Below are 21,753 nucleotides of genomic sequence, written 5' to 3'. Positions count from 1 at the left end.
AAAATGAAAAATACTCATATGAATTCATTTAAATTCTCAAACAAGGCTGTATTTGTCAGTTTCATTTTAATGCTGCAGCTGTCGGTCAGTGGTCAATCATTACAAGGCAGGCGTCCTACTGAATTCCCTGATTTGCCTCAGATAACTGACAGCACCTTGTTATTTACACAGGATTCTGTTTCTCGTGAAAGTTATAAGTTTAGAGCAGACAACTTTAAGCAATACCTTTTTTCAGGCGGTATGTGCCTCGATTCAATGTTTAGAAATCTAAACAACAATTGTATTGTTCCATTCGTGCAAACTAAAACAGGAGGGACTGTCTTTTACGGGAATATATTCAATCAGCTTTTGAATGACACAAGTGGCCAATATTATTTTTGCAATGCAATTACTTCATTTCCTGGTTTTTCTGCCCAGGTCTCAGGTGTTGATAGTTCCTTCTTCACGGTAGATACTACTTTCCAATTGTGCAGTTCTACTATGGGAGATGGTACCAACGGCTATGAATATTCCCAATCAATTCCTGTAAATATTCAATTGTGTCCGGGTGATATCATTGATAAAATTATAGTACGTATTCATTTAAACCAATTTACAACCTACAATTATTCAGGAGGTGCGGCCTTGACTTTGTCCGTTAATGGTGTTCTGAGTACCCCAAGCAACAGAGTTGAGTTTGATCAAAACTCCCCGGAAGAGATGAAACTGGTTGGTACATATGGCGGGGGGTATTATTCCTGTTATGAATTTATTGATGATTTCGACAGGTCATCAGTAAACAATGTGACCGCTAGCTTTTTATGGACAAATAATAACTCATTCCAGTTAGATGGGATGGAGGTCATTTATTATGTGAAAAAGTCTCATGTCGTACTTTCTACAGATTCCAACGGCTGTATTGTATTAGATACAATTCATATTCCGGAATCTGAGCCGTTTAATCTGCAGGCTAGTAACGGACTGACTGCATCTAATTCAGATTTGATAAAACTTGGAGGAACTTTATCGGAAAATACACATATTTCAGGCAATGGATACGAAATGGTATTTAATAATCTGAGTGGTTTTTATTTGAATTCAAACCAAAATGTGAACCTGTCTGCACAGGATATAAATATGAACGCCACACAGAGTGTTACGATACAGTCTCAAAACCATGTAAATATTTCATCCAACAATAATGCAATAAATATATCGAATGCTTATGGCAATAATAATGAAGGCGTAAGTGTGTTATCTGGTGGGCCGATTGATATTTCAAATGCAATTGGTGGAAATACACAAGGAATCAGCCTGTTGTCGTCCGGAGATATAACATTAGCAAATAATTATGGTAATAGTGGTTATCTGATAATTAATCCCGGTAAAGATGACGGGTATGCACCGGCGTATTTCCTTTCAAAAGATACAGCAGGAAACAGTAACTGGAGAGATTTATCATTATTAGGAACTGTTGGTTCCGCTGTATATGTACAAAACGGTCTTTCCGGGAACGGCTCCGTTATAACTCCGGTAGAACTGGGAGGAACTTTATTCAAAAAATACTACTATTGATCAAAATGGATATGATTTTGGATTTAAGAGTGGTCTGGTTGGTGTAGGGGTATTACAAAACATAGATAGCAGTGGGACAGGAGCCGTTATAGGAAAGATTCAAGGAGATACGGTAAGTGGCGGACTGTTTAAAAATGATATTTCTATGGTCGTTCATAAAAAGGAAAATACAAATAATGATGGTTGGACAAATGGACTTTTTGTCAGCCAGCAAGGCGTTATATTAGTAAACAATAACAGCCAGGGTGCGAACAGCATCTCTCTCACGGACAATAAATTATCATTTAACGGATTACAGAACGACAGCACTGCACAGCAAGTTCTTGCAAAAGATGTCAATGGTTATGCTGTATGGCGAAATGTCAACAGTTTAAGTTCCGTTGACTCAACTGTAAGTACTTCAAATGCTGTTTCAGGTGATGGCACCCCGGGAAATCCAGTAAAACTGGGCGGTGCACTGGTTGAGAGTACTACCATAGATGGAAATAATCAAATCCTTTCAATTAATAAGAATAAACGGTTCTTTATTAATCAGAGCAATTATACCAACAATCAGATAGATCAGGCATCTGTCCATATCGCCAAATCAACAGTTTTTAGTGAAGCAGATAATGACACCACCAATGGTTTGCAAATTATAGGAAAGGCAAACGGCTCTGTGAGCAACACGATTGGCGTTTCGCTTTATGGTGAGAATAATGGAAGTGGCACATTAAGTGGCGGTACTGCGATTACCGGCAAACATACCGGTACAGGAATCAATACCATCGGTACAAAGATATTGGGTGAAAATGCAAAAGGTTTTGGAGTATGGATTGAAGGAAAAACACAAGATACCGACAACCTGTATTCGGATATTTATATACGGCCGGTAAATGGTAAGATGATTATCAATAATCTCGGCACGGATAATACGGCCTCTCAGGTTTTGGCTAAAAATACAAATGGGTTGTCTGTCTGGCGGGACGTGAGCAGCTTAAATTCATCAAATGGCATCCTGAATATTAACAATACGAATGCTACCGTTACAGTCGACAATAGGTATTATTACGTTACTTCAACGGTAACCTATACCCTGACGATTCCAACGTCAGGTTTTCCTGTTGGAACGGTAATAAACATTATTAATCATGGCACCAAGGCGCTGACACTTTCACCGGGATATAAATCTTCCAGCAGTGCGACGCTGATAACTTCACTGGTAAATACTTCCGGTTCAAATGCCATCCAGTTGCTTTGGAATGGAACAAACTGGGTGAGATTATAAGTTTTTTTTGAAACGATACAGATGTGAATGTTAAAAAAATTGTTTATACGTTGTCATTTATGACTATACTTGGTAACACATACGGTCAGGTTGATATTTCCTTTCGAAATCTGGAGCAGTCCGGCTCTGTAAAGGACCTTTGGAATTTAAATATCAGTTCATTCCGCGATGGTATCTTGTATGTTCATACCACGTTAAACTCCATTAAAAATGGCAAGATTTATGAAGCCAGATCCAATACCTTGCAGTTGTTAGGCGGAACGCATCTTCTGCGTGCTGATATGTTGTCTCCGATTCAGGAATTATTTGTGTTGCCCGGCTGGGATTATCAACTGGATAATGATCAATACCGTATCACGGTTCGGGCGCTCTCTTTTCCATCGAATCAGGTTCTTTCTGAATATACGGCCACCTTTATCGTTAATCCCAAAAACAATACAAGAGACAGCTCCGGAAAACAAAAGAAAAATGTCCATTTCAGCGTAAACGGTGCTTTAAACGGCCAGTATTCAGATGCATTTAAGAATGATTATGTCTTTCAGCCGAATTATGTGCGTTTCGACATTCATCCAACGTTGACACTCTTTGAAATCCCTGTCTCTGCAGATGTATTTGTTACTTCTGAGCAAAAAAACAATCCGAATACGATCAACAATTTTGTATTCCGGTTTGATTATAATCAGTTTAAAAATAAGCTGATTCAGAAATTATTAAAAGAATCGGATAAGGTGATTCAGCAGAAAATACCCGGTAAATATGAATTCCTGAAAAAAATGGATTTAAAACAAGCACCCTATTTTTATAAAAATGCGGGGGAGTGGACGGAGAAATTAAAATCCGGTGATGTACAGGAGAAACTTCAGTCTGTGAAGAAATTGGATCAGGTAAAAGAAATCATCAGGAATCCGGAAATAAAAAAGAAACTGGAGAGTATTGAGTCCTTTAAAGATAAATACAACCTGTCTTCAGTAGCGGAGTTAAAGGGTCAGATTGAGCATCTTGACGGATTGAGCTATGATAAGGTTCTTAACTGGACAAAAGATTTACAATTGGACTCACTTCCCATGCTTAAGGAGATCTTGTCTTGTATCCATAATTCGGATGGTCCGTTGAATGGGAATGATTCGGCTTCAAACGCTCTGTCACGGTTCGGACTCGATTCCGGTTCTATCAATAAATTAAGAACAGATGCTGCGCTTGGCGTATTTAACGGATTAGATTCCTTACTCGGATATAAAGAATCCAATGCTTATAAGCTGGCCGGTAAATTCATGGAATTTACGGATGTAAAGTCAGTAAAAGATATCAAACAGCTGGTGGATTTGAAGCAGCAGTACGATAATCTGATGCGGCATTCTCTGACAGCGCTCGAAAACAAGAAAGAGATCCGGCAGTTAATGAACTGGCAGCACAAGTTAAGGGACTATGATAAAATTGATATCAATAACCTGCTAAACAATGAATCAGATTTAAATGCATTATTAAATCAATTTACTATTTTATCCAGAAAAGAACAGTTTTTCAAGGGGTTGAAGGTCTTTGAACTGGGAACTGTCTTTCCACATCAATCAAGCCTGGGAATTAACGGAGTAATGATAAAGGGATACAATATTGAATACGGTACCGGTAAAATATTCCTTTCAAGTTTTGCCGGTAAGGGCGATAATATCTTAGTGGATTCTTTAAATCCTTCCAATACGAGGTATAAGAAGGTGGTAGCTTCATTTGGTGCCGGGTATGGGTCTGAAAATGAAAACCACTTTCATGTCCACTACCTGTATTCAAAAGAAAATGGGGGAAGCTATTTTGATTCAACGCTGAATATCCTCAGGGTTCCTTCCGTCAGTCATACTGTTGTTTCAGATGCCGGTGTCCTGATGTGTCGTAAGAAATTGTTTATTGGAAATGAGTTTGGTTATACTTTTAATAACAGCAGATATTCCAATAACGGAGAAGTGATTAAACATTCAATTCACGATCTTGCCCAAAAGACATTCATGATAGGCTATATACCGGTATCAAAGACTAAGATAAAAAGTTCTGTTCAGTACGTAGGGAAAAACTATTTAACCCACAACACGCCGTTTCTCTTAAAGGACAGGTTGATTTTGGAGGCGAATATAGAACAATCTCTCGCAAATAATAAGATTCAGATTTTTGCCCAATATCGATTCGATTTGGATAGTTTGTCGAAACCCGCCATATACAGGAGCCAGATTCATTCCTGCAATATAAGCGCCGGTTTAAGTATACCCCGGCTGCCGTATGTTCAGGTCACTTACACGCCCGTTCTGATGATTAAAGGTATACAGCGGCTGAACACCCAACGGTTGAATTATACCGGTTCTGTCGTTGTCAATACAGGATACAGTTTTTCCGCGAAGGATAATAAACTATCAGGCAATATCCAATTTGTGTACAGCAATACCAGATTGAATACTTCGGATATTTTCAGAACAGAACAGACAGGTATTGGAGTCAATTATCTTTCTTATGTCAGCCAAACGATACATACGGTCAGTTTGAATCAGATCTTTACGTTTAAGAATAATACCAGCATACAATATGCATTACAGTATGTACAACCATCCTATACCGACTCGCTAGTCTATAAGACGATATCAGCAGAATTGAACTGCTCCTGGGTGATGCTGAAAAAATCTCAGAATACGGTGGGAGTTACCATTGTGAACGGAAATAAGATGAACAGGATCGGATTTTATATCCAGACAACATTTCCTGTTACAAAATATGTAAATATCGACTTGCGGCTCCAGAAAGAACAACTAAACAGGACAACAGACGGGTTGTTGCAAAAGATACATGGAATTACATTCAGGTCACAATTAAGATTCAGGATTTAAAGATGAAGAAGATATATATGATAAGAACAAGCCGCCTGCATTTGGTATTCTGTTTACTGTTTTTCAGGGTAATAAATTTGAATGCCCAGACATTTTTAAGTAACTCATTTGCACCTATTCAGTTAACCATACCATTTAACGAACAGAAATTAGACGTTAGGTATCCTTTGTTCAGCTGGTCAGGTAATATGGATTTCACGAAAAACAATGCATCGTATGTTATCAGGATTGTTGAAATGTATCCATACCAGACAGCACAAAGCGCAATCCTGTCAAATCCTGTTTTCTTTGAAAAAGAGGTCGGTGCCGGCACACTGCTTCAGTATCCGGTGGATGCCCCGGCACTTTCAGACTGTAGAATATACGCATGGCAGGTTATTGCCTACGATAACAAAACCAAGATAGTGGATGAACGAAAATATACCGTAAAATATACCAATAAGATTGGTCAGTCTGAACCATATATGTTCACTACAAAATGCAACCAGAGTGCCAGAATTACGAATGCAAGCTTAACACAACCCTATATCATACTGGCCAAGACAGTGGATAATTACGTCTACAGGGTGGAAAACAAGAAACTGAATTTCAAATATATTGAAGACTATGCCGCATATGAGTTAAAATACAAAATCTATAACTGGAAACGGGAAGTGCTGCTGACGAATAACCCGAATGTCCCTTCTACAAAAGTTGCTCTTGATTACGGGTGGAATTATTTGTCCGTTGATTTGAATAATGCAGAGATAAACCCTCCGGTCGCCGCAGGAAATATCTACCAGCTGGAAGTAGAGACACCCAAAGGCGATATATATAAAGCAAAATTTGAAATACAATAAGATAATGAATCATATACAACGATATAATCAACATAAACATACAAAGCATTTGGCCGCTACATTCCTGTTGCTGATGTTCATTCAGCTATTTTCTCCCGCCGTTTCCTATGCATTAACTTCCGGGCCTACACAACCCGAGGTTCAGGGTTTTACCCAATACGGCACTACGGATATGGTGGACCTCTTTTCCGGAAGTTTTTCCTATAATATTCCATTGATGGAGATTCCCGGACCGGACGGCGGATATCCCATTAATCTATCCTACAGTTCCGGTATATCAATGGATCAGGAAGCCAGTTGGGTCGGCTTGGGGTGGAACTTAAATGTGGGTGTCATTAACAGGGAAATGCGTGGACTGCCGGATGATTTTGACGGGGATGTCGTACGTAATAAAAAATACATGAAACCCAATATCACCATCGGTGCAGGGGTTACTGTGGGTGCAGAAGGAGAGATAGCTGGGGTACCTGTAAAAGATTTTGTTAGTCTCAGCAAAGGAATTAAATTCTACTATAACAATTATAACGGTTTTGGAGTCACACAGGAAGGCGGATTCTCCATCGGGGCAAATTATAATGGAATAGGAGCTTCTTTAGGTCTCAATTTGAGCCAGGATAATATTGAAGGCGGAAAGGTAAGCCCAACATTGGGGTTGAGTTATTCAAAAGCGAAAGGTGACGCTACTGTTGGCGGTGGCTTACAGATAGGTATGAACTTTTCTTCAAGGTACGGATTGCAGGGAATTTCACTGGGTGTAAGTGTGTCGAAATCTCAAAAAGGGACAATTACTAAAAATGGTGGAAAGTCACCACTCAGTAAAAGCAATGAATATACTAAAAGCAGTTCACTTAGTATATTAAGCACCAATTTTTCATATGCGGGTGCGGCACAAAGCCCACGCATGAATGATGAAATGAAGAGCATTGGATTCAATGCTTCATTCCAGTTGGGCGGGCAGCTGACGGTTGCAAATATTGACGGGGAAGTCAATGGGTTTTGGAATAAGGAAGAACTGGCAAGCAATAATGAATGGGTGGAGAATGAAGGGTTTGGCTTTAACTATCTGCAAAATGTAAACGAGGACAACCAGCTCATGGACTTTGACAGGACATTAGATCAGCCGGTGAGCCCTGAAGTGAAGACCATCGCACAACCCGTCTTAAATTATGATATCTATTCCGTTAAAGGCCAGGGAATAGGTGCCATGCTCCGCCCTTTCCGTTCGGATATAGGTATGTTACGGGATAACATCAAGGAATCGGATGGCTGGAATGCATCTTTAGCGGTGGAAATTGCAGCGGGAAATCTGTTTCATGCCGGCGGCTCCGGATTTGGGGGTATCAGCCAATCTACTTCCGGCGACTGGGTACGGAATATGGATATACATGAATTATACAAATACAAAGCATCAGATCCGGATAATCCATATTATGAACCCGTTACATATCAATCCTATGGAGAAATACATGCGTTGGACATATCAGAAACAGAAAATATTTTACAGGGGTTGAAACCTACGTATATTAATATTGGACCAAGTGCATCTGCCGGAGGAGATTTTTCCACCTTAAAACAAGTTGCAGCGAGATCCGGTTCAGGTGTTTTTATAAAATATCCAACTGTTAATACAACCAGTAAAAGAATCCCGAGAAATATCAGTATTCAGCATTTTACAAACGAGCAACTGAATACTGAAGATAATATCTTAAAGCAATTTGATGTAAGCTATACCACAAACATCAATCAGTGCTACAGCCTCAACTGCTTAAACAAGCTGATAGACAGGGCCAATTTACCACCCAGACATATCGGTGGTTTTGAAGCGGTAAACACCAGCGGTCTGAGATACATTTACGGGTTACCGGCATACAATCTGTCAAGTACGGAATGTACTTATTCTGTAGCCAAAATAAATGGCAACGGATATAAAGCAGATTGTATAGATAATGGCAGCGGGGATCCTATTGCCCCACCTCCGGGTTATGAAGATTATTTGAATAAGGAAGAATTACCCGCTTATGCGCATTCTTATCTTTTAACGTCCGTCCTGGGAACTGATTATATAGACATGGATGATAATGGCGTTTCGGATAAAGACTTAGGCTATTGGGTGAAATTTAATTACCTGAAAACAAATGGTGACGAAAGTGAGGGTGACGGCCTGAAACCCTATAACTGGAGAGCGCCTTATAAAGGTGGAAACTATAATGAAAAACTGCAGTCCAAAGACAGGGATGATGTCGGAACATATACATACGGGAAGAGGGAGAATTTTTATGTTACCAGTATTGAAACCAAAACACATGTCGCGGAATTTTATGTAAGCATGAGGCATGATGCAAAGGGTGCGGAAAAAGAAATACAATCCCTGAGTTTTTCATCTCTAAACGGGTCTTCATCCTATAAACTGGACAGCATCCGGTTGTTTACCAAGCCTGAACGGTATGATGCAAATGGTACCCTCTTACCGAATGCGATACCGGTAAAAACAGTTCATTTTGAATATGCCAATTACCCGGGGAGATATGTATCCGCTAAGGAATTATGCAAGGGTGCAGAGAATGCAGAAGCGAATACAGGAAAGTTAACGCTGAAATCAGTTTGGTTTTCATACCGAAACAATGAAAAAGGTAAAGACAATAACTACGTGTTTGATTACTATGAAGGACTTGCTTCAGAAAATCCGGATTACAGCCCGTATGATTATAACAGATGGGGTGATTACCAGCCAAATGACTTAAGTTATTGTGAGAATAAATATTTCCCTTATTCCAGGCAGGACTTATCCAAATCTGAAACAGACAGAAGGGCTGCGGTATGGAACCTGAAAGAAATGGAGCTGCCTACCGGCGCCAGAATGAAAATAAATTATGAAGCCAATGATTATGCCTATGTGCAAAATAAACCCGCCATGCAAATGTATAAAATTGCCAGTATGGGGGATGCTGCAGGTATCGGGCTTCCTCAACAGGTGTATAACTGGAGCAGTAAATCGGTTTATTTTGAATTGCCTTCTGCCATTGCTTCCATCACGGAAGCTAAAAATGCGGTAAAGGATTATTTAGATAATACCGGCCAATTGTATTTTAAAACGAGAGTGGATTTAACCGGACGTGGCGACTGGGAATATGTATCGGGTTACAGTAAGGTGGAGAATACAGACGCCGTTCAGGCAGGTTCCAGATATTACGGGATCATCAATCTTATACCGCAGTCCGTTAAAAAAATTAGCAGCAGCGGTGCACACCCCTTTGCCGTTTCCGCATGGAATTATTTACTTATGAACCGTCCTGAAATTATTGAAGGGACAAATGCAATCAGAGGGAATCCGGAAAGCACCGATAAGTCGGAACTGATTGGAACCATCATTGAGGTGCTGATGACCAGTTTGTTTACCATATTCCCGATTGTACAGAATTATTATAATCAGGCTGTCAGCCAGGGTTTCGGGTTAAAGATGGATTTGCAGCATTCTTTTATCCGTTTGAATAATGTGACAGGTGCTAAATACGGTGGCGGAGCCAGAGTGAAATCTATCGAATTGATTTCAAAAACATCAATAATCTGATTGATACGCTCGGTACGGTGTATGATTATACCACTTTGAATGAAAAAGGAAAAAATAAGTTCCGGTGTCGCTGCCTATGAGCCGCTGATCGGTGGTGATGAGAATGCACTGAAACGGGCCATGTTTTATGAAAATAAAGTAGCCATGCGGAATTATATTCCCACCTTCTCTGAACTGCCGCTGAATGAAAACTATTTTCCGGCACCTTCCATTGGATATAGTAAGGTTACGGTTCGGAGCAGGGCATCAGACATGGTAGCCAATGCAGTTTTGCCTGCAACTGTTCCTACTACCGGGCAAACGGTTCAGGAATTTTACACGTCCAAGGATTATCCAACCCTGACGGATTATACACCGTTGGTAAAGGCAGGTAGTGCGCCGGGAAATTTATATCACTATAAGTCCCAGATTCCGATTCCCATTATCGGAAATTTTACGGATGAGCAGCTTACTGTTTCTCAAGGGTTCAGCGCAGAATTAAATGACATGCACGGCAAGCCGAAAGCGACCTACACCTACGGTCAGAATAACGATGGTAAAATATTGGACTCCATGCCAATCAGCTATGAAAAATATATCTATAAATCGGAAAACATCGTTTCTAACGGAACGATTTCTAAGAAGCTGAAAAATGAAGCCAAAGTCATGTATGACGACGATAAGGTGCAGGATAAATTTTTAGGGGTAGATTATGAATATTTCGGTGATGCCCGTGAAACAGCCGGCAGCAATACCACGTTCGGTATGCGTATTAATGTGGATGTATTTATGGTCGCTTTTCCTATCGGCATTGCCAGTTTGCTGCCTACAATCGGTGAAGATATAAAAGGGGTGCGGTTAGCCGCAAACAACAAGATCATTCACCGTTTTGGAATTGTCGATTCTGTCATACGGTTTAGTGAAGGTTCTTTGGTGAAAACCAGTAATGTATTATTTGATGCTTATACGGGAAGTCCGTTATTGACAAAACTCAATGATGAATATGGCAACAATACGTTCAACTACACGATTCCGGCTTACTGGAAATATAATGGCATGGGACCCGCTTATCTTAATAATGCGCTTTCTTTTAAGGTGATGGTTGATTCGCAGCATGTAGATACCAAATATATCGGATTAAAGGTGTCAGATACGAAGGTATTCGAGAATTTAAGTATAGGGGATGAGCTGGCAATAGACAATGGGGCTAATTACTATGCATTGGGCTATTTAATTCAGGCTGATATTAATACGAATACCATCTGGATAGATACCAGGGCAATCTATGATGTGGAACTCCCCAAAGACGGGGAATTACTTGATTGTACTATCATCCGGTCCGGCAGAAAGAATATGCTGGCAGTTCCGGCGGGCAGCATCATCAGCAAAACTAATCCTGTAACAAACAGAACCAATTATGAGTGTAAGTAGATATACAATAAGATATAAGTTACTCCTTCTTTGTCTGTGGAGTTTTGTGCACTATATGTCTTACTCAGCGAGTATACCGGTGTCACAAACGCCCATTTTAATTAATTGCAACGATTCTGTTCATTGCCTGCCCGTGACGGATTATTATGCCTTGAACAGCAATGTGTATGTAAATGATGTCTTATATCCATATTCAGGAAAGCCGTTATTAGATAGAATTTGTAATCCTGAAAATTTAAATGTGCTGTTTTCCACAGGCTTTTCCAGCGAGGGTATTAAAATACTTGATTTTTCAGTTTCCGGAGGCGTCAACACCAATTATAATTTTACGTTTCAGGATCCACAGGATTTAGTGGTGTATCTGAATCAACATTTACCTATAGGAATATGGGGGCTTGAAAATATAACGGGAACAGATACTTATAATTTGACGGTTACTGGTGTTAGCCCGGGTAGTCTGATTAGTGAAATCGGTATAACCTATCAGGCAGATGTTCCGGTTTCAACGTCATATCCATCATTAATTACCAATCCAATAAAAATCAGCACATTCCCGGGATGTAAGGTAATTTCATTTTATTCTAAACAGGTAAAGATTTTTATTCTAAGATGTGAAGCATGTTCGGGTACTCCAATTCCATGCAATAATAATATCTTGTGCACGGCTCAGACGCTTCCAAAAGAAGAGACAACCACCCTGAAGCATCCATGTGACAGCCGACCGGACGGACCTAATGGAAAAATCACCATTAATTATACTCATCTGATAGAGCAATATTTTCCTTCTTCCTGTTCCAGTCAGCTTACTTATACTTTGTACCAGGATAATTTGTACAACCAACATTGGGATCCCAATTGTATGATTACACCTGCTACAGTTCATTCCAATTCATCGGATACCGTTTTTGATAATTTACCGTTTGGAGATTATTTTCTGGAAATTAATTGTACACCCTATATCGGCAATGAATGTCTGGAATCGAATCTGATGCCTTCCGGAGATATGGAAGATACTACCTATTGGTTTGACCATGATGGTTATACCGATGTACATCCGAATGATATGTATTTGTTGAATAATAATCCCGACCCGTTTGGCGCCAATAATCTATTGCCCGGACAGATGCTGTTTATGGAGAATCAGCACCATATCGGCAAAACAATCGGACGTGTCTATGATTCCTGTGTGGACCATACTACCGGTACCGGATGGATGTTGGGTGTACATACAGGTTTGGGAGGTACAGGAGACATTTTTACCACTCAGATTAAAACGGAAAGATGTACATATTACCAGTTTAAATTTTATTACAAAACGATAGGGTATGGGCAACAACAGGGGCCTGCTGTATTTTATTACCAGAGGAAGCCAAATTTACAGGTATCGATTAATGGAGTTGATGTTCCCTTGTCACGGGAAATAATACACAGGGATTATGATTATATTTCTCCGTATCAGGATGGCTGGCATGAAATGATATATACTTGGTACAGCGGCACTACCACATACGGAGGCAGCCTTTCTACAAATGCGACAATTACCATCAAAGATCAACGTTTTTTATCTTCCTATTTGGTGTTAGATGACTTCTCCTTTAATGAGATAAAAGAATGCGGACGTCCAACCGTCTGTCCGGTCAGGTCATACCTCAGTTTAAATCCGATTCATTATAATATCCTACCAGAGGAAGTATTCTATGTCTGTCCGAAAGATACCCTGAAGATACAAACAGATTCAGCGCTGTTTACAAATGTGCTGCCCTGGCAATATTGTTGTATAAACGAACTGGATGCAGCTAAAAAGACGGATGTCACGCCCAATACTCATTTGTTCACCGGCGGAACCTTTGGCGGTTATATGCATATTGAAGCCTATACGAATGAAGGGTGTTATGCAAAAGATACCATTTATGTGGCAGACCTGAATCCCCCGGGTTTGATCCTGAAAGAAGTGGATTCCGTTTTAAATGTCTCTGCGACGAAATTCCGGTCCATCTGGAAGCCTTTGTATTCCGGTGTTCAATGGTCATCTGCCGCGGAACTGGATGTATTTAAAAATAAGCTGTCCTACCAGAATGGAACGTTCGGTATGTTCAGGGCTCGGCAGACTTTTGATTATATCGACGGCAGAACATTGTCTGCCAATAACAGCGGAGCGGATGTGAAGTTAAAGATGGATGGCACCTTCCATGATTGTAAGCTGTTCAACTGGTACCATCCGGGATTGCTCGAATGTGCCCCTGAATGGACATTGAACCATACCATCTCCAACTATAACCCGGGTAGTTTTGAAGTGGAAAATAAAGACATCTTAGGCCGGTATAGTTCCGCGTTGTATGGTTATGGCGGCAAGCTGGAGATAGCTGTAGCTGCCAATGCCGCCTATGAAGAGATTGGATTTGAAAATTTTGAGGAATATGCTTCAGGTAGTTTTCCGCAGCAAAATCAGTTGAACAATTCTACCGGCAACATAGACCTGGTGCCCAATATTACCGGCCTTCGTTATCCGTATGTGTTGGAATATAATATTGATGCGGCATTCGGACGGTATGCACTGGTAAAAAATATAGAGGGTAATTTATGCTGCGATATTCCATTGGATGTGACCTTTAACGGAAACTCTATGGAAAAAAATAATCTTCCATCACAAAGCATAAATATGAAAGGAAAGGTGATTGTGAAAGAGACTCCCTGCCCGGATGCGGATGATTCAAGGCTGGTTGTTTTCCAGACGGCGGAAAAATCAAAACCATTCCCTTTTTCCAACGGTCCTTTGTGCGACAGATTTTGGGCAGGAACATTATTGGTCAACAAAGATATTTTGGTATACGACCAGCAGAATCCGAAACTTTCCCTTACCCAGGATGCAGCACATACCGGGAAGAATGCACTGAAAGTTGATCCCGGATTCACTTCTGTTCCGCAGTATGATTTACACCTGAAGTCCGGCAGAAATTATGTGGTCAGCGCCTGGCTGCAAAGTGACCTGATAAAAGATGCACCTCCTGAAAAATTAGAATATACCAACAAAAGTAATGGAACCGGTATTACTGTAAAAGTTGGCAGTGAATCCACTTCGCTCTATCCGTCCGGAGAGGTGATAGAGGGATGGCAGAGACTGGAAGGTGTCATTCATGTGACGGATGGCAGTAAGGTACCGTATCTGGAGTTTTCCAACTCCACCACCTTTTTTCTGGATGATATCCGGATATTCCCGGAGAACGGCTCTATACAGACCTATGTCTACGATCCCTCCAATTATAAACTTCGGGCTACGCTGGATCAGAATAACTATGCCACCCTTTATCAGTATGATGATGAAGGCAACCTGTTTTCCATAAAAAAAGAAACGGTAAATGGCGTTAAAACGATACAATCGACACAAAACTATATAAAAATTAAAAAGCCATAATGAAGAAACCAAACTCCTGTATGATTGTCTTGCTTCTGTTGCTGATAGCCCAGTTTTCTATGGCGTCCGATAGTAAAGAGCAGTACCGGAAGGTAATTATAGATTTTTTATGCAGAAACCGGTTTGCCCTGCAATACGATGCAACATTAGTATCCAATGACGGTAAGGTAAATCCGGTGTCTGCTGATAATTCCATAGTGGTAAGGGATGAACTGGCACTATATACCAGTACGCAGCGAGCGGATTATGTCATTAATACCGAAGGTTCCGTCATCGTGAATCATCCGTTAAAGAAAATCACCATTAATTATAATCCGTACACCGAATCCGAAAAAGAAGACTTGTCAGCAAGTTTAAATGAACAGCTTGCCGCAAGGATGTTAAAGGTAATCGATGGCTGTGATTCGGTTACGCAAAAGAAGCTGAACGGATATACCATATTTACCACCTATGCTGCCAATACACCCTATGTAAAAGCGGAATGCTGGGTGAAAGGAAAAAATGAAATTAAGGAAGTCCGATACTATTTAAAGGAAAGTGATTATCTATATGAGCGAATCGTCTATAAATCATTGCCTTTTGACCAGTTTGCCGGTAAGGCTGATTTTTCCAATTATGTTGTCCTGAAGGATGACAGATATACGCCAACCCCTAAATATAAGATGTATGAAATTGTTGTTGGAAAATAAAAGATTTATAACACTATACTTCGTTCTGGTTCTGATTCTGCTGTCAGGACAGAGGACATTTGCTCAATCCAATTACTGCGGCCCGCAAACAATCATTGATAAATGCAATCCGAACAGGGTATCTATGGAAATTGAAGTGTATGATATCACTTCCAGCCTGATCAACAGACGACGGGATGAAAAGAAATATCAGTATAAGCTGGATTATAAGGTAACGGATAATCAGCTGGGTACCCTCATCGGTTCACAAACCAATATTGGCCCGAATGTCTTGACCGATAACAACTATCAGCCGCATTACAGGCTGGATGTTATTAATCAGCCCAATTATCTGGTCAAGGATTTGCCCAATTTCAGACTGGTGTTCAGCTTTAAGCTGCATGATGTCAGCTTTACCAAATTGGCACGTATTTACTGGAAAGGATTCCTTGGACGAAGATCTTACAGGCGCAAACAATATGGTGTATATGAAAACGCAACAGTTTTCTTAAAGAAGTCTCCGTTAAGTACCCGATTACATTATTGGATGAATGTGCCTATGATACATTGGATCCGCGACCGCTCAGCCGGAAAATCAGAGATCCTTTGTCTGTTATAAACGAAGACATTGATTACCCATTGGCGTAAACTTTTAATAGTGGAGAGTATACATATCCTGATGATATGATTGTAACATTTGAAGGTGGGATAACTTTCCTGATACGTGTCAAATGGCAAAAATTGAATGAGGATGCTACCAAGATAATCGTCCGTCACCCTTTTCAGCAGGCATTGAATTTATGCACCAATGAATATCCGTATGTCTTCCGGGGGCCAGACCCCAACTTTGAATCCTGTCAGTGGCAGAATATTTCACAGGTAAATCCTGCTGCACCGCCCAATGGGTTCTCGCCGCAGACCATACAAAATACACTTAGTGAATGCTTGTATATAGAAAGTAAAGAACAGGTGGGCGATTCAACATCAGCCAATTATTTTTGCGGCTCCGGATCTAATGATTGTTCCAATCAGATGCCGATTGTATTTAAAACCATTCAGGAGCCGGAAATCAAAATATCACCCGGCCGTGATACACTGATTTGTCAGGGGCAGAGTGTAAAATTTACAGTACCTTCCGGCCATATCAGTTATAAATGGTTTAAGATCTTTAGAGGCTGGCTGGATGATTGCGGAAGGAATCATACGGATAGGGAGTGTATCGCGCAGAATGATACTTCCCTTACCGTTTCAGAACCGGGAACGTATATGGTGGAAATTGTTTCTTCGAACGGATGCATTGTTCGGGAAAAGGTAACAGTAACCGGTTCCGGGATACCTTCTGTAAAAATCAATGCAACTACGTTTACCTATTGCCCGAATCAGGCAGCTGTCAGTTTATCTGTCAATAATCCTCAAAATTATTCAACATTCAACTGGTCAACATCTGCAAGCACAAATCAGATCAGCGCTTCCGCAGCCGGTAAATACTGGGTGCAGGCTGAAGACAATAATTTATGTATCAGTTCCGATACCGTAGAACTCAATAATACAGGATGCGACGGTTTATACAATGGACAAGCCGGACACTCCATTGTCAGGCAATTGAACCTGGCAACGGTTAATATATCGAATCCGTCAACAACATCGATTGTACTAAATGACTATGTTTCTCCGGCTGCGAATGACGTTTCCAGGAGTCTGTACTTTGCCAGATTCAACTACCACCGCTCCGGCAAAACGGATGTCAGTACCAATAATTTCAGGGTGGAAATCAATTATGACATTAAAAACAACGGAACCACCATTCCCGGATATGGAAGTCAGGTGCTGAAAATTGCAGATATCAATGATGCCGCCAAATTGGAGAAAGTTTTTGAATCCATCCGCTCTTACAGTATTCAGAATCCGGTTAACCCAACTTTACAGATAAACAGTATCGCATATTATAATCAGAATGGCGCGACTATATCACCATTGGCTGCGGCTATACTGAACGATATGAATATCGAATTTGAGAAGAAAACCTTTCTGGTACCAGACATCAGCTCCGGCACGGCCGTACAGCAGATACAGCACACGGAAATAGCCCCGCTTGCCTCTAATTATAAACTTCAGCTGGCGTGGGTGCCGCTCAAACAAGCTGTAGAATACGAGGTACAATGGGCATTCATGGATGATGCATCCTTTGAACAGCTCACCCCGGAAAACGTATTGAAAGAGAGAGGCATTTCTGTTGTTACCCCGGAAAATCATTATCTGCTGGATATTGCTTATCCAAAAGGTAAGTTGTTTTACCGTGTTCGGCCTGTCAGCCGCTTTACAACGGATACCAGAAATAATTTTGAACACCTCCATTACGGTGCCTGGAATGCACCTTCCGTATATGTTATCACTACAGGATTTGAAGAGGAACTTTCCTGGCAGCGTACCTCTACTTTTGCAGAAGAAGGTAAGAAGAAAGATGTCATAACCTATTACGATCAGTCACTCAGAGCGGCACAGGTGGTGACCAACCTGAATACCGAGAAATTATCATTAGCCGCTGAAACCTTTTATGATTACGAGGGAAGGGGAGTGTTGAATGTGCTTCCGGTTCCTGCAGATGATGATAATCTGTTATTTAAATCTAATTTAAGTAAAACAGGCGGCCATGCGTTAGGTAAGAACGATTTTGACCAGGGTATCCAGCCGGCTTTGGATAATACGAGCGGCAGTGCCAGGTATTACAGTTCTAACAATCCGTTTTTAAATCATGCCCGCTATTTTGCCAACACCAATAAAATTCCGCAGGCAAACGGATATGTGACCACGCAAACACAATTTACAAGAGATGCTACCGGAAGGCCGGTAAAACAGTCTGGTGTCGGCGGCGAATTTGCATTGGACAGGTACGATAGTGACGGAAATACACAAAAACACTATACGCAATACTTTTACGGCGCTGTTCCGGATAATGAGTTGATTCGCCTGTTCGGCAGCAATACGGGTAAATCAAGGCATTACCGAAAGAATTTTGTCATTGACCCGAACGACCAGATCAGTGTCAGCTATGTCGATATGTTTGGACGTACGGTTGCAACTTGTCTGTCCGGACAGGTGCCGGCGAATGTGACCAGCATAGGCACGGATTCCGGCCTGTTTGTGATGCCGCTGCATAATAATAATATATACGACAGGGTGGGCAGAACCATTTCCCTGAATTATACCTTTGGAAACACGATTAAGGCGCAGAATAACCGCGATACGTTTGAGTACAGCTTGGAAGGATGGGTGAATGAACTGAATAATTCAGGTATCCAGATATGTCAGACGTGTCAGTATCAACTTTCCATCCGTGTGAATGACCCATCCGGTGCTCCTGTTACACTGACACAGCTCAGCAATCCGCAGCCGAATGTGCAGTTTACCAACGGAAACAAAAATCTGGAAGCTGTCTTTGGAAGAGATGTACCCTGCAGTACACCTCCCGTTTTGTATCCAAAGATTGTTTTTTCCGCTCCCGTCAATAAAATCGGAACCTATACCGTTACCAAGGAGTTGAAGATCCTGACAGACCTGATAGATTCCATTAAAATGGACACGATACACGGGTTGGTCAGTTATGAACGTTTCAAAGATTCTCTCCTTAGTAACATACTCGATTCCACCGCGTGTGATTTTGGTTGTACGCAATATGTAATGAAATATCTCAACGATTCGTTGATGGCATCCGGCCTTCATCGCAAACTCGATACCCTAACCATACCGGGAGACAAGGACCTGTATCGTTATTACTATACCAAATGGTGTGATTTGCAGGAACATATTCTAGGAGATACCTCCCGTTTGGCGCTTCAGCAATGTGAGTCCATCTATGAACAGATACTGGCAGCTGTAAGCCCCGGCGGTAAATATTTTACGGAGCCTTTCATTATGCAGTACAGGAATTTAGTCCCGGATCTGTATGGTAAAACTTTCGCAGAGATACGGGCGTTGTGGAAGTCCGGTTATGCGGACACGTTTGCGGTATATCATCCGGAATACTGCCACTACGAAGCCTGTATCAACGACTCCGTATCTGACAGGCTGGATGTGAAACTCAGCCGCATTTTTACTTGGAGCGAAGCAAAAGCCATATTAGGTACGCCGGAAAATCCTTCGGCCTATGATCCCGATTTTACTTTGTATCAGCAGAAATTCAATCAGTACTATGAGGTGGTCATCAACCGGAATGTGTTGAGTAACCCTAAGCTCAATCTGTATGATTTTATAGACCGATGTGGATTTTACGGGTTATACAGCCAATCCGTCGGCCCCTTATCAGTATGGCTTGCCGAAAGCCGTCATCAACCGGCTGGATACATTGAAGTGGTTTCATTTCCGCAATCTGATGACCGCCATCCGTGAAGAGGCGAAAGCCATACAGCTGGAAGCCAACGGTTGCCGTTTTCTGCCCGATGACAGTGCCATCGTGGCCTATCCGATTGCCAACAGAGGACAGGTACCCAGCGGCCATGAAGCCGACAGTATGGTCAGGGATGTATGCCGGCAGACCTGCGAAGGCTTCGCCGACCGGTATTATCCAAGGGTGCTGGCCTATTGCCATCAGGGCACTTTGGTTAATCCTGTGGACTCGCTGGAACTGAGACGCTTGCTGACGAAATACTGCACTGAAAATTGCGGCATCGATAATCCATTGGGTCTGTTAAAACCCGAAGATACAAACGATCCTAAGACAGATTCCATTCGGGCATTCCTGTCCTCCAAAAATTTCTCTTGTTCCTGGGACAGCATAGCCACCTATAACATGCCCATTCAATATCAGTATGTGGTGGACCCGGCGACAGGGGATACCCTGAAGGTGACCGTCTGCACACCGGACGGCATTGAGGCATTGATGGTTTATGTGCGGTCTGATCTGCTGAACTTTTACACCAATGATACCAGCGGCAGGGCGCTGGCATTACAGACCTTGCAGCAATGGGGAGTTACACCCAATTCCATCGTCTTGAAAGATGACCATGTCACCTTTGTGAAAGGACAAAACGGCGACTGCAACAATGCCCCCTGTATCACTACTTTTTATTTCCTCGATTCACTGGGTAAAAAAGTGCACAACATACAAGAGATTATCTGGTCACAACGGATTCTGGGCAGCCCGCTCGCACCGAATGCCTTGTATCAGTTCTATGCCAACAAGATCATGCCGTATTTCACGCAATACGAAGCGGTAGTGATACACCTCGAAAACGGCATTCCAAAGTACAAGCGCGTTTTTCTGTATATGCTGAATTACAACTGGCAGGGCAGTGGCTGCGGGCTGGATTTCAAAGGAAAATGTACCGCCAACGCCATCCAGACCTGGGCTTTCTCAGCGTCTGTGGATTCCTTCCTGACTCCTGTTCCCGACAGCTGTTATAAGGAGATTACCGAACGGGCGGAAAATATCCTGAAAGACTATTATCAGCAGTACCTGGATTCCCTTAAACTGGCATTGTACAATGCGTATGTGGACAATTGTTTCAAGGTAAAGGAAATCTTCCTGCTCAAGTATAAACTCAACGAATACCAATATACGCTGTACTATTATGACCAGGCCGGCAATCTGGTGCAAACCGTTCCGCCACAGGGCGTCTATCCGCTTAAATCGACCGACTTTTCAACCTCGGGTGTCTGGAATGGTGCACAGCCCGAACATGTGCTGAAGACGCAATATCGCTACAATACGCGCAATCAGGTGGTCTGGCAGCGAACGCCTGATGCCGATTCCACGTGTTTCTGGTACAATGCAAAGGGCAGCTGATACTGTCGCAGAATGCCAAACAACAACCGAAGAACAGGTTCTCGTTTACCTTCTACGACCACCTCGGCAGAATCCTTGCAGTGGGAGAGGTGGACAGTTCCGTCGCCCATTTCCGTGGCGGTGTGGATGCCGTACTCGACAGCCTGCGTTTCCCCCTGCAGCCGCAGTTCAGTCCGCAGGATGCCATCCGTCAGCTGACGCTTACCCGTTATGATAATCCGGTGTTGCCGCTCATCAGCGGGTTTAAACAGGAAAACCTGCGCAACCGCGTAGCGGCTACCTATTATGCTGATAAATTCAGCGGCAATGAATTGCTCCGGCCTTCCGTATCTGCAGATAATACGGACATCCTGTTCCGGGACGACATAGCCTCCCTGCTCTCCGGGAAT

11 protein-coding genes are annotated in these 21,753 nt (G+C 41.9%); all 11 read left to right on the top strand.

The window, feature by feature from the left end; all coding sequences use genetic code 11:
• The first annotated feature begins 18 nt into the window (after positions 1-18).
• Positions 19-1,554, top strand: a complete 1,536-nt coding sequence (locus IPM95_06785; GenBank protein ID MBK9329009.1) for a hypothetical protein — start codon at positions 19-21, stop codon at positions 1,552-1,554.
• 145 nt (positions 1,555-1,699) lie between these two features.
• Positions 1,700-2,821 (top strand): hypothetical protein, encoded by a 1,122-nt coding sequence (locus IPM95_06780; GenBank protein ID MBK9329008.1) that lies wholly within the window; start codon positions 1,700-1,702, stop codon positions 2,819-2,821.
• 59 nt (positions 2,822-2,880) lie between these two features.
• A complete protein-coding gene (locus IPM95_06775) occupies positions 2,881-5,685 on the top strand; it encodes a hypothetical protein (protein MBK9329007.1) in 2,805 nt (934 codons plus the stop codon).
• Positions 5,686-5,702: 17 nt separating this feature from the next.
• Complete coding sequence (locus IPM95_06770; GenBank protein MBK9329006.1) at positions 5,703-6,524, top strand: hypothetical protein; 822 nt, start codon at positions 5,703-5,705, stop codon at positions 6,522-6,524.
• A 4-nt stretch (positions 6,525-6,528) separates the two neighbouring features.
• The gene (locus IPM95_06765; GenBank protein ID MBK9329005.1) at positions 6,529-10,092 is read left to right on the top strand and encodes a hypothetical protein; all 3,564 of its coding nucleotides are present in this window, start codon (positions 6,529-6,531) and stop codon (positions 10,090-10,092) included.
• A gap of 39 nt (positions 10,093-10,131) precedes the next feature.
• On the top strand, positions 10,132-11,502 hold the full coding sequence (locus IPM95_06760) for a hypothetical protein (protein ID MBK9329004.1): 1,371 nt from the start codon (positions 10,132-10,134) through the stop codon (positions 11,500-11,502).
• A 55-nt stretch (positions 11,503-11,557) separates the two neighbouring features.
• Positions 11,558-14,914, top strand: a complete 3,357-nt coding sequence (locus tag IPM95_06755) for a hypothetical protein (protein MBK9329003.1) — start codon at positions 11,558-11,560, stop codon at positions 14,912-14,914.
• Entirely contained in the window at positions 14,914-15,603 is a 690-nt protein-coding gene (locus tag IPM95_06750) for a hypothetical protein (GenBank protein MBK9329002.1), read from the top strand. Before IPM95_06755 ends, IPM95_06750 begins: the two co-directional genes overlap by 1 nt.
• Positions 15,581-16,201 carry a hypothetical protein gene (locus tag IPM95_06745; GenBank protein MBK9329001.1) on the top strand — a complete coding sequence of 207 codons (621 nt, stop codon included), beginning with the start codon at positions 15,581-15,583 and terminating at the stop codon, positions 16,199-16,201. The genes IPM95_06750 and IPM95_06745 overlap by 23 nt, the downstream gene beginning before the upstream one ends.
• Positions 16,202-16,266: 65 nt before the next feature.
• Positions 16,267-19,968, top strand: a complete 3,702-nt coding sequence (locus IPM95_06740; GenBank protein MBK9329000.1) for a hypothetical protein — start codon at positions 16,267-16,269, stop codon at positions 19,966-19,968.
• A 1,365-nt stretch (positions 19,969-21,333) separates the two neighbouring features.
• A partial coding sequence (locus IPM95_06735; protein ID MBK9328999.1) for a hypothetical protein occupies positions 21,334-21,753 on the top strand: 420 nt, incomplete at its 3' end.

The sequence above is a fragment of the Sphingobacteriales bacterium genome, from assembly GCA_016719635.1.
Taxonomy (GTDB): Bacteria; Bacteroidota; Bacteroidia; order Chitinophagales; family JADIYW01; genus JADJSS01.
This window is presented reverse-complemented; position numbering and strand designations above follow the sequence as displayed.

Coding starts and splice junctions, on each gene's coding strand:
- IPM95_06785 (MBK9329009.1), top strand. CDS start 19: ATGAATTCATTTAAATTCTCAAACAAGGCTGTATTTGTCAGTTTCATT.
- IPM95_06780 (MBK9329008.1), top strand. CDS start 1,700: ATGGTCGTTCATAAAAAGGAAAATACAAATAATGATGGTTGGACAAAT.
- IPM95_06775 (MBK9329007.1), top strand. CDS start 2,881: ATGACTATACTTGGTAACACATACGGTCAGGTTGATATTTCCTTTCGA.
- IPM95_06770 (MBK9329006.1), top strand. CDS start 5,703: ATGATAAGAACAAGCCGCCTGCATTTGGTATTCTGTTTACTGTTTTTC.
- IPM95_06765 (MBK9329005.1), top strand. CDS start 6,529: ATGAATCATATACAACGATATAATCAACATAAACATACAAAGCATTTG.
- IPM95_06760 (MBK9329004.1), top strand. CDS start 10,132: ATGAAAAAGGAAAAAATAAGTTCCGGTGTCGCTGCCTATGAGCCGCTG.
- IPM95_06755 (MBK9329003.1), top strand. CDS start 11,558: ATGTCTTACTCAGCGAGTATACCGGTGTCACAAACGCCCATTTTAATT.
- IPM95_06750 (MBK9329002.1), top strand. CDS start 14,914: ATGAAGAAACCAAACTCCTGTATGATTGTCTTGCTTCTGTTGCTGATA.
- IPM95_06745 (MBK9329001.1), top strand. CDS start 15,581: ATGAAATTGTTGTTGGAAAATAAAAGATTTATAACACTATACTTCGTT.
- IPM95_06740 (MBK9329000.1), top strand. CDS start 16,267: ATGATTGTAACATTTGAAGGTGGGATAACTTTCCTGATACGTGTCAAA.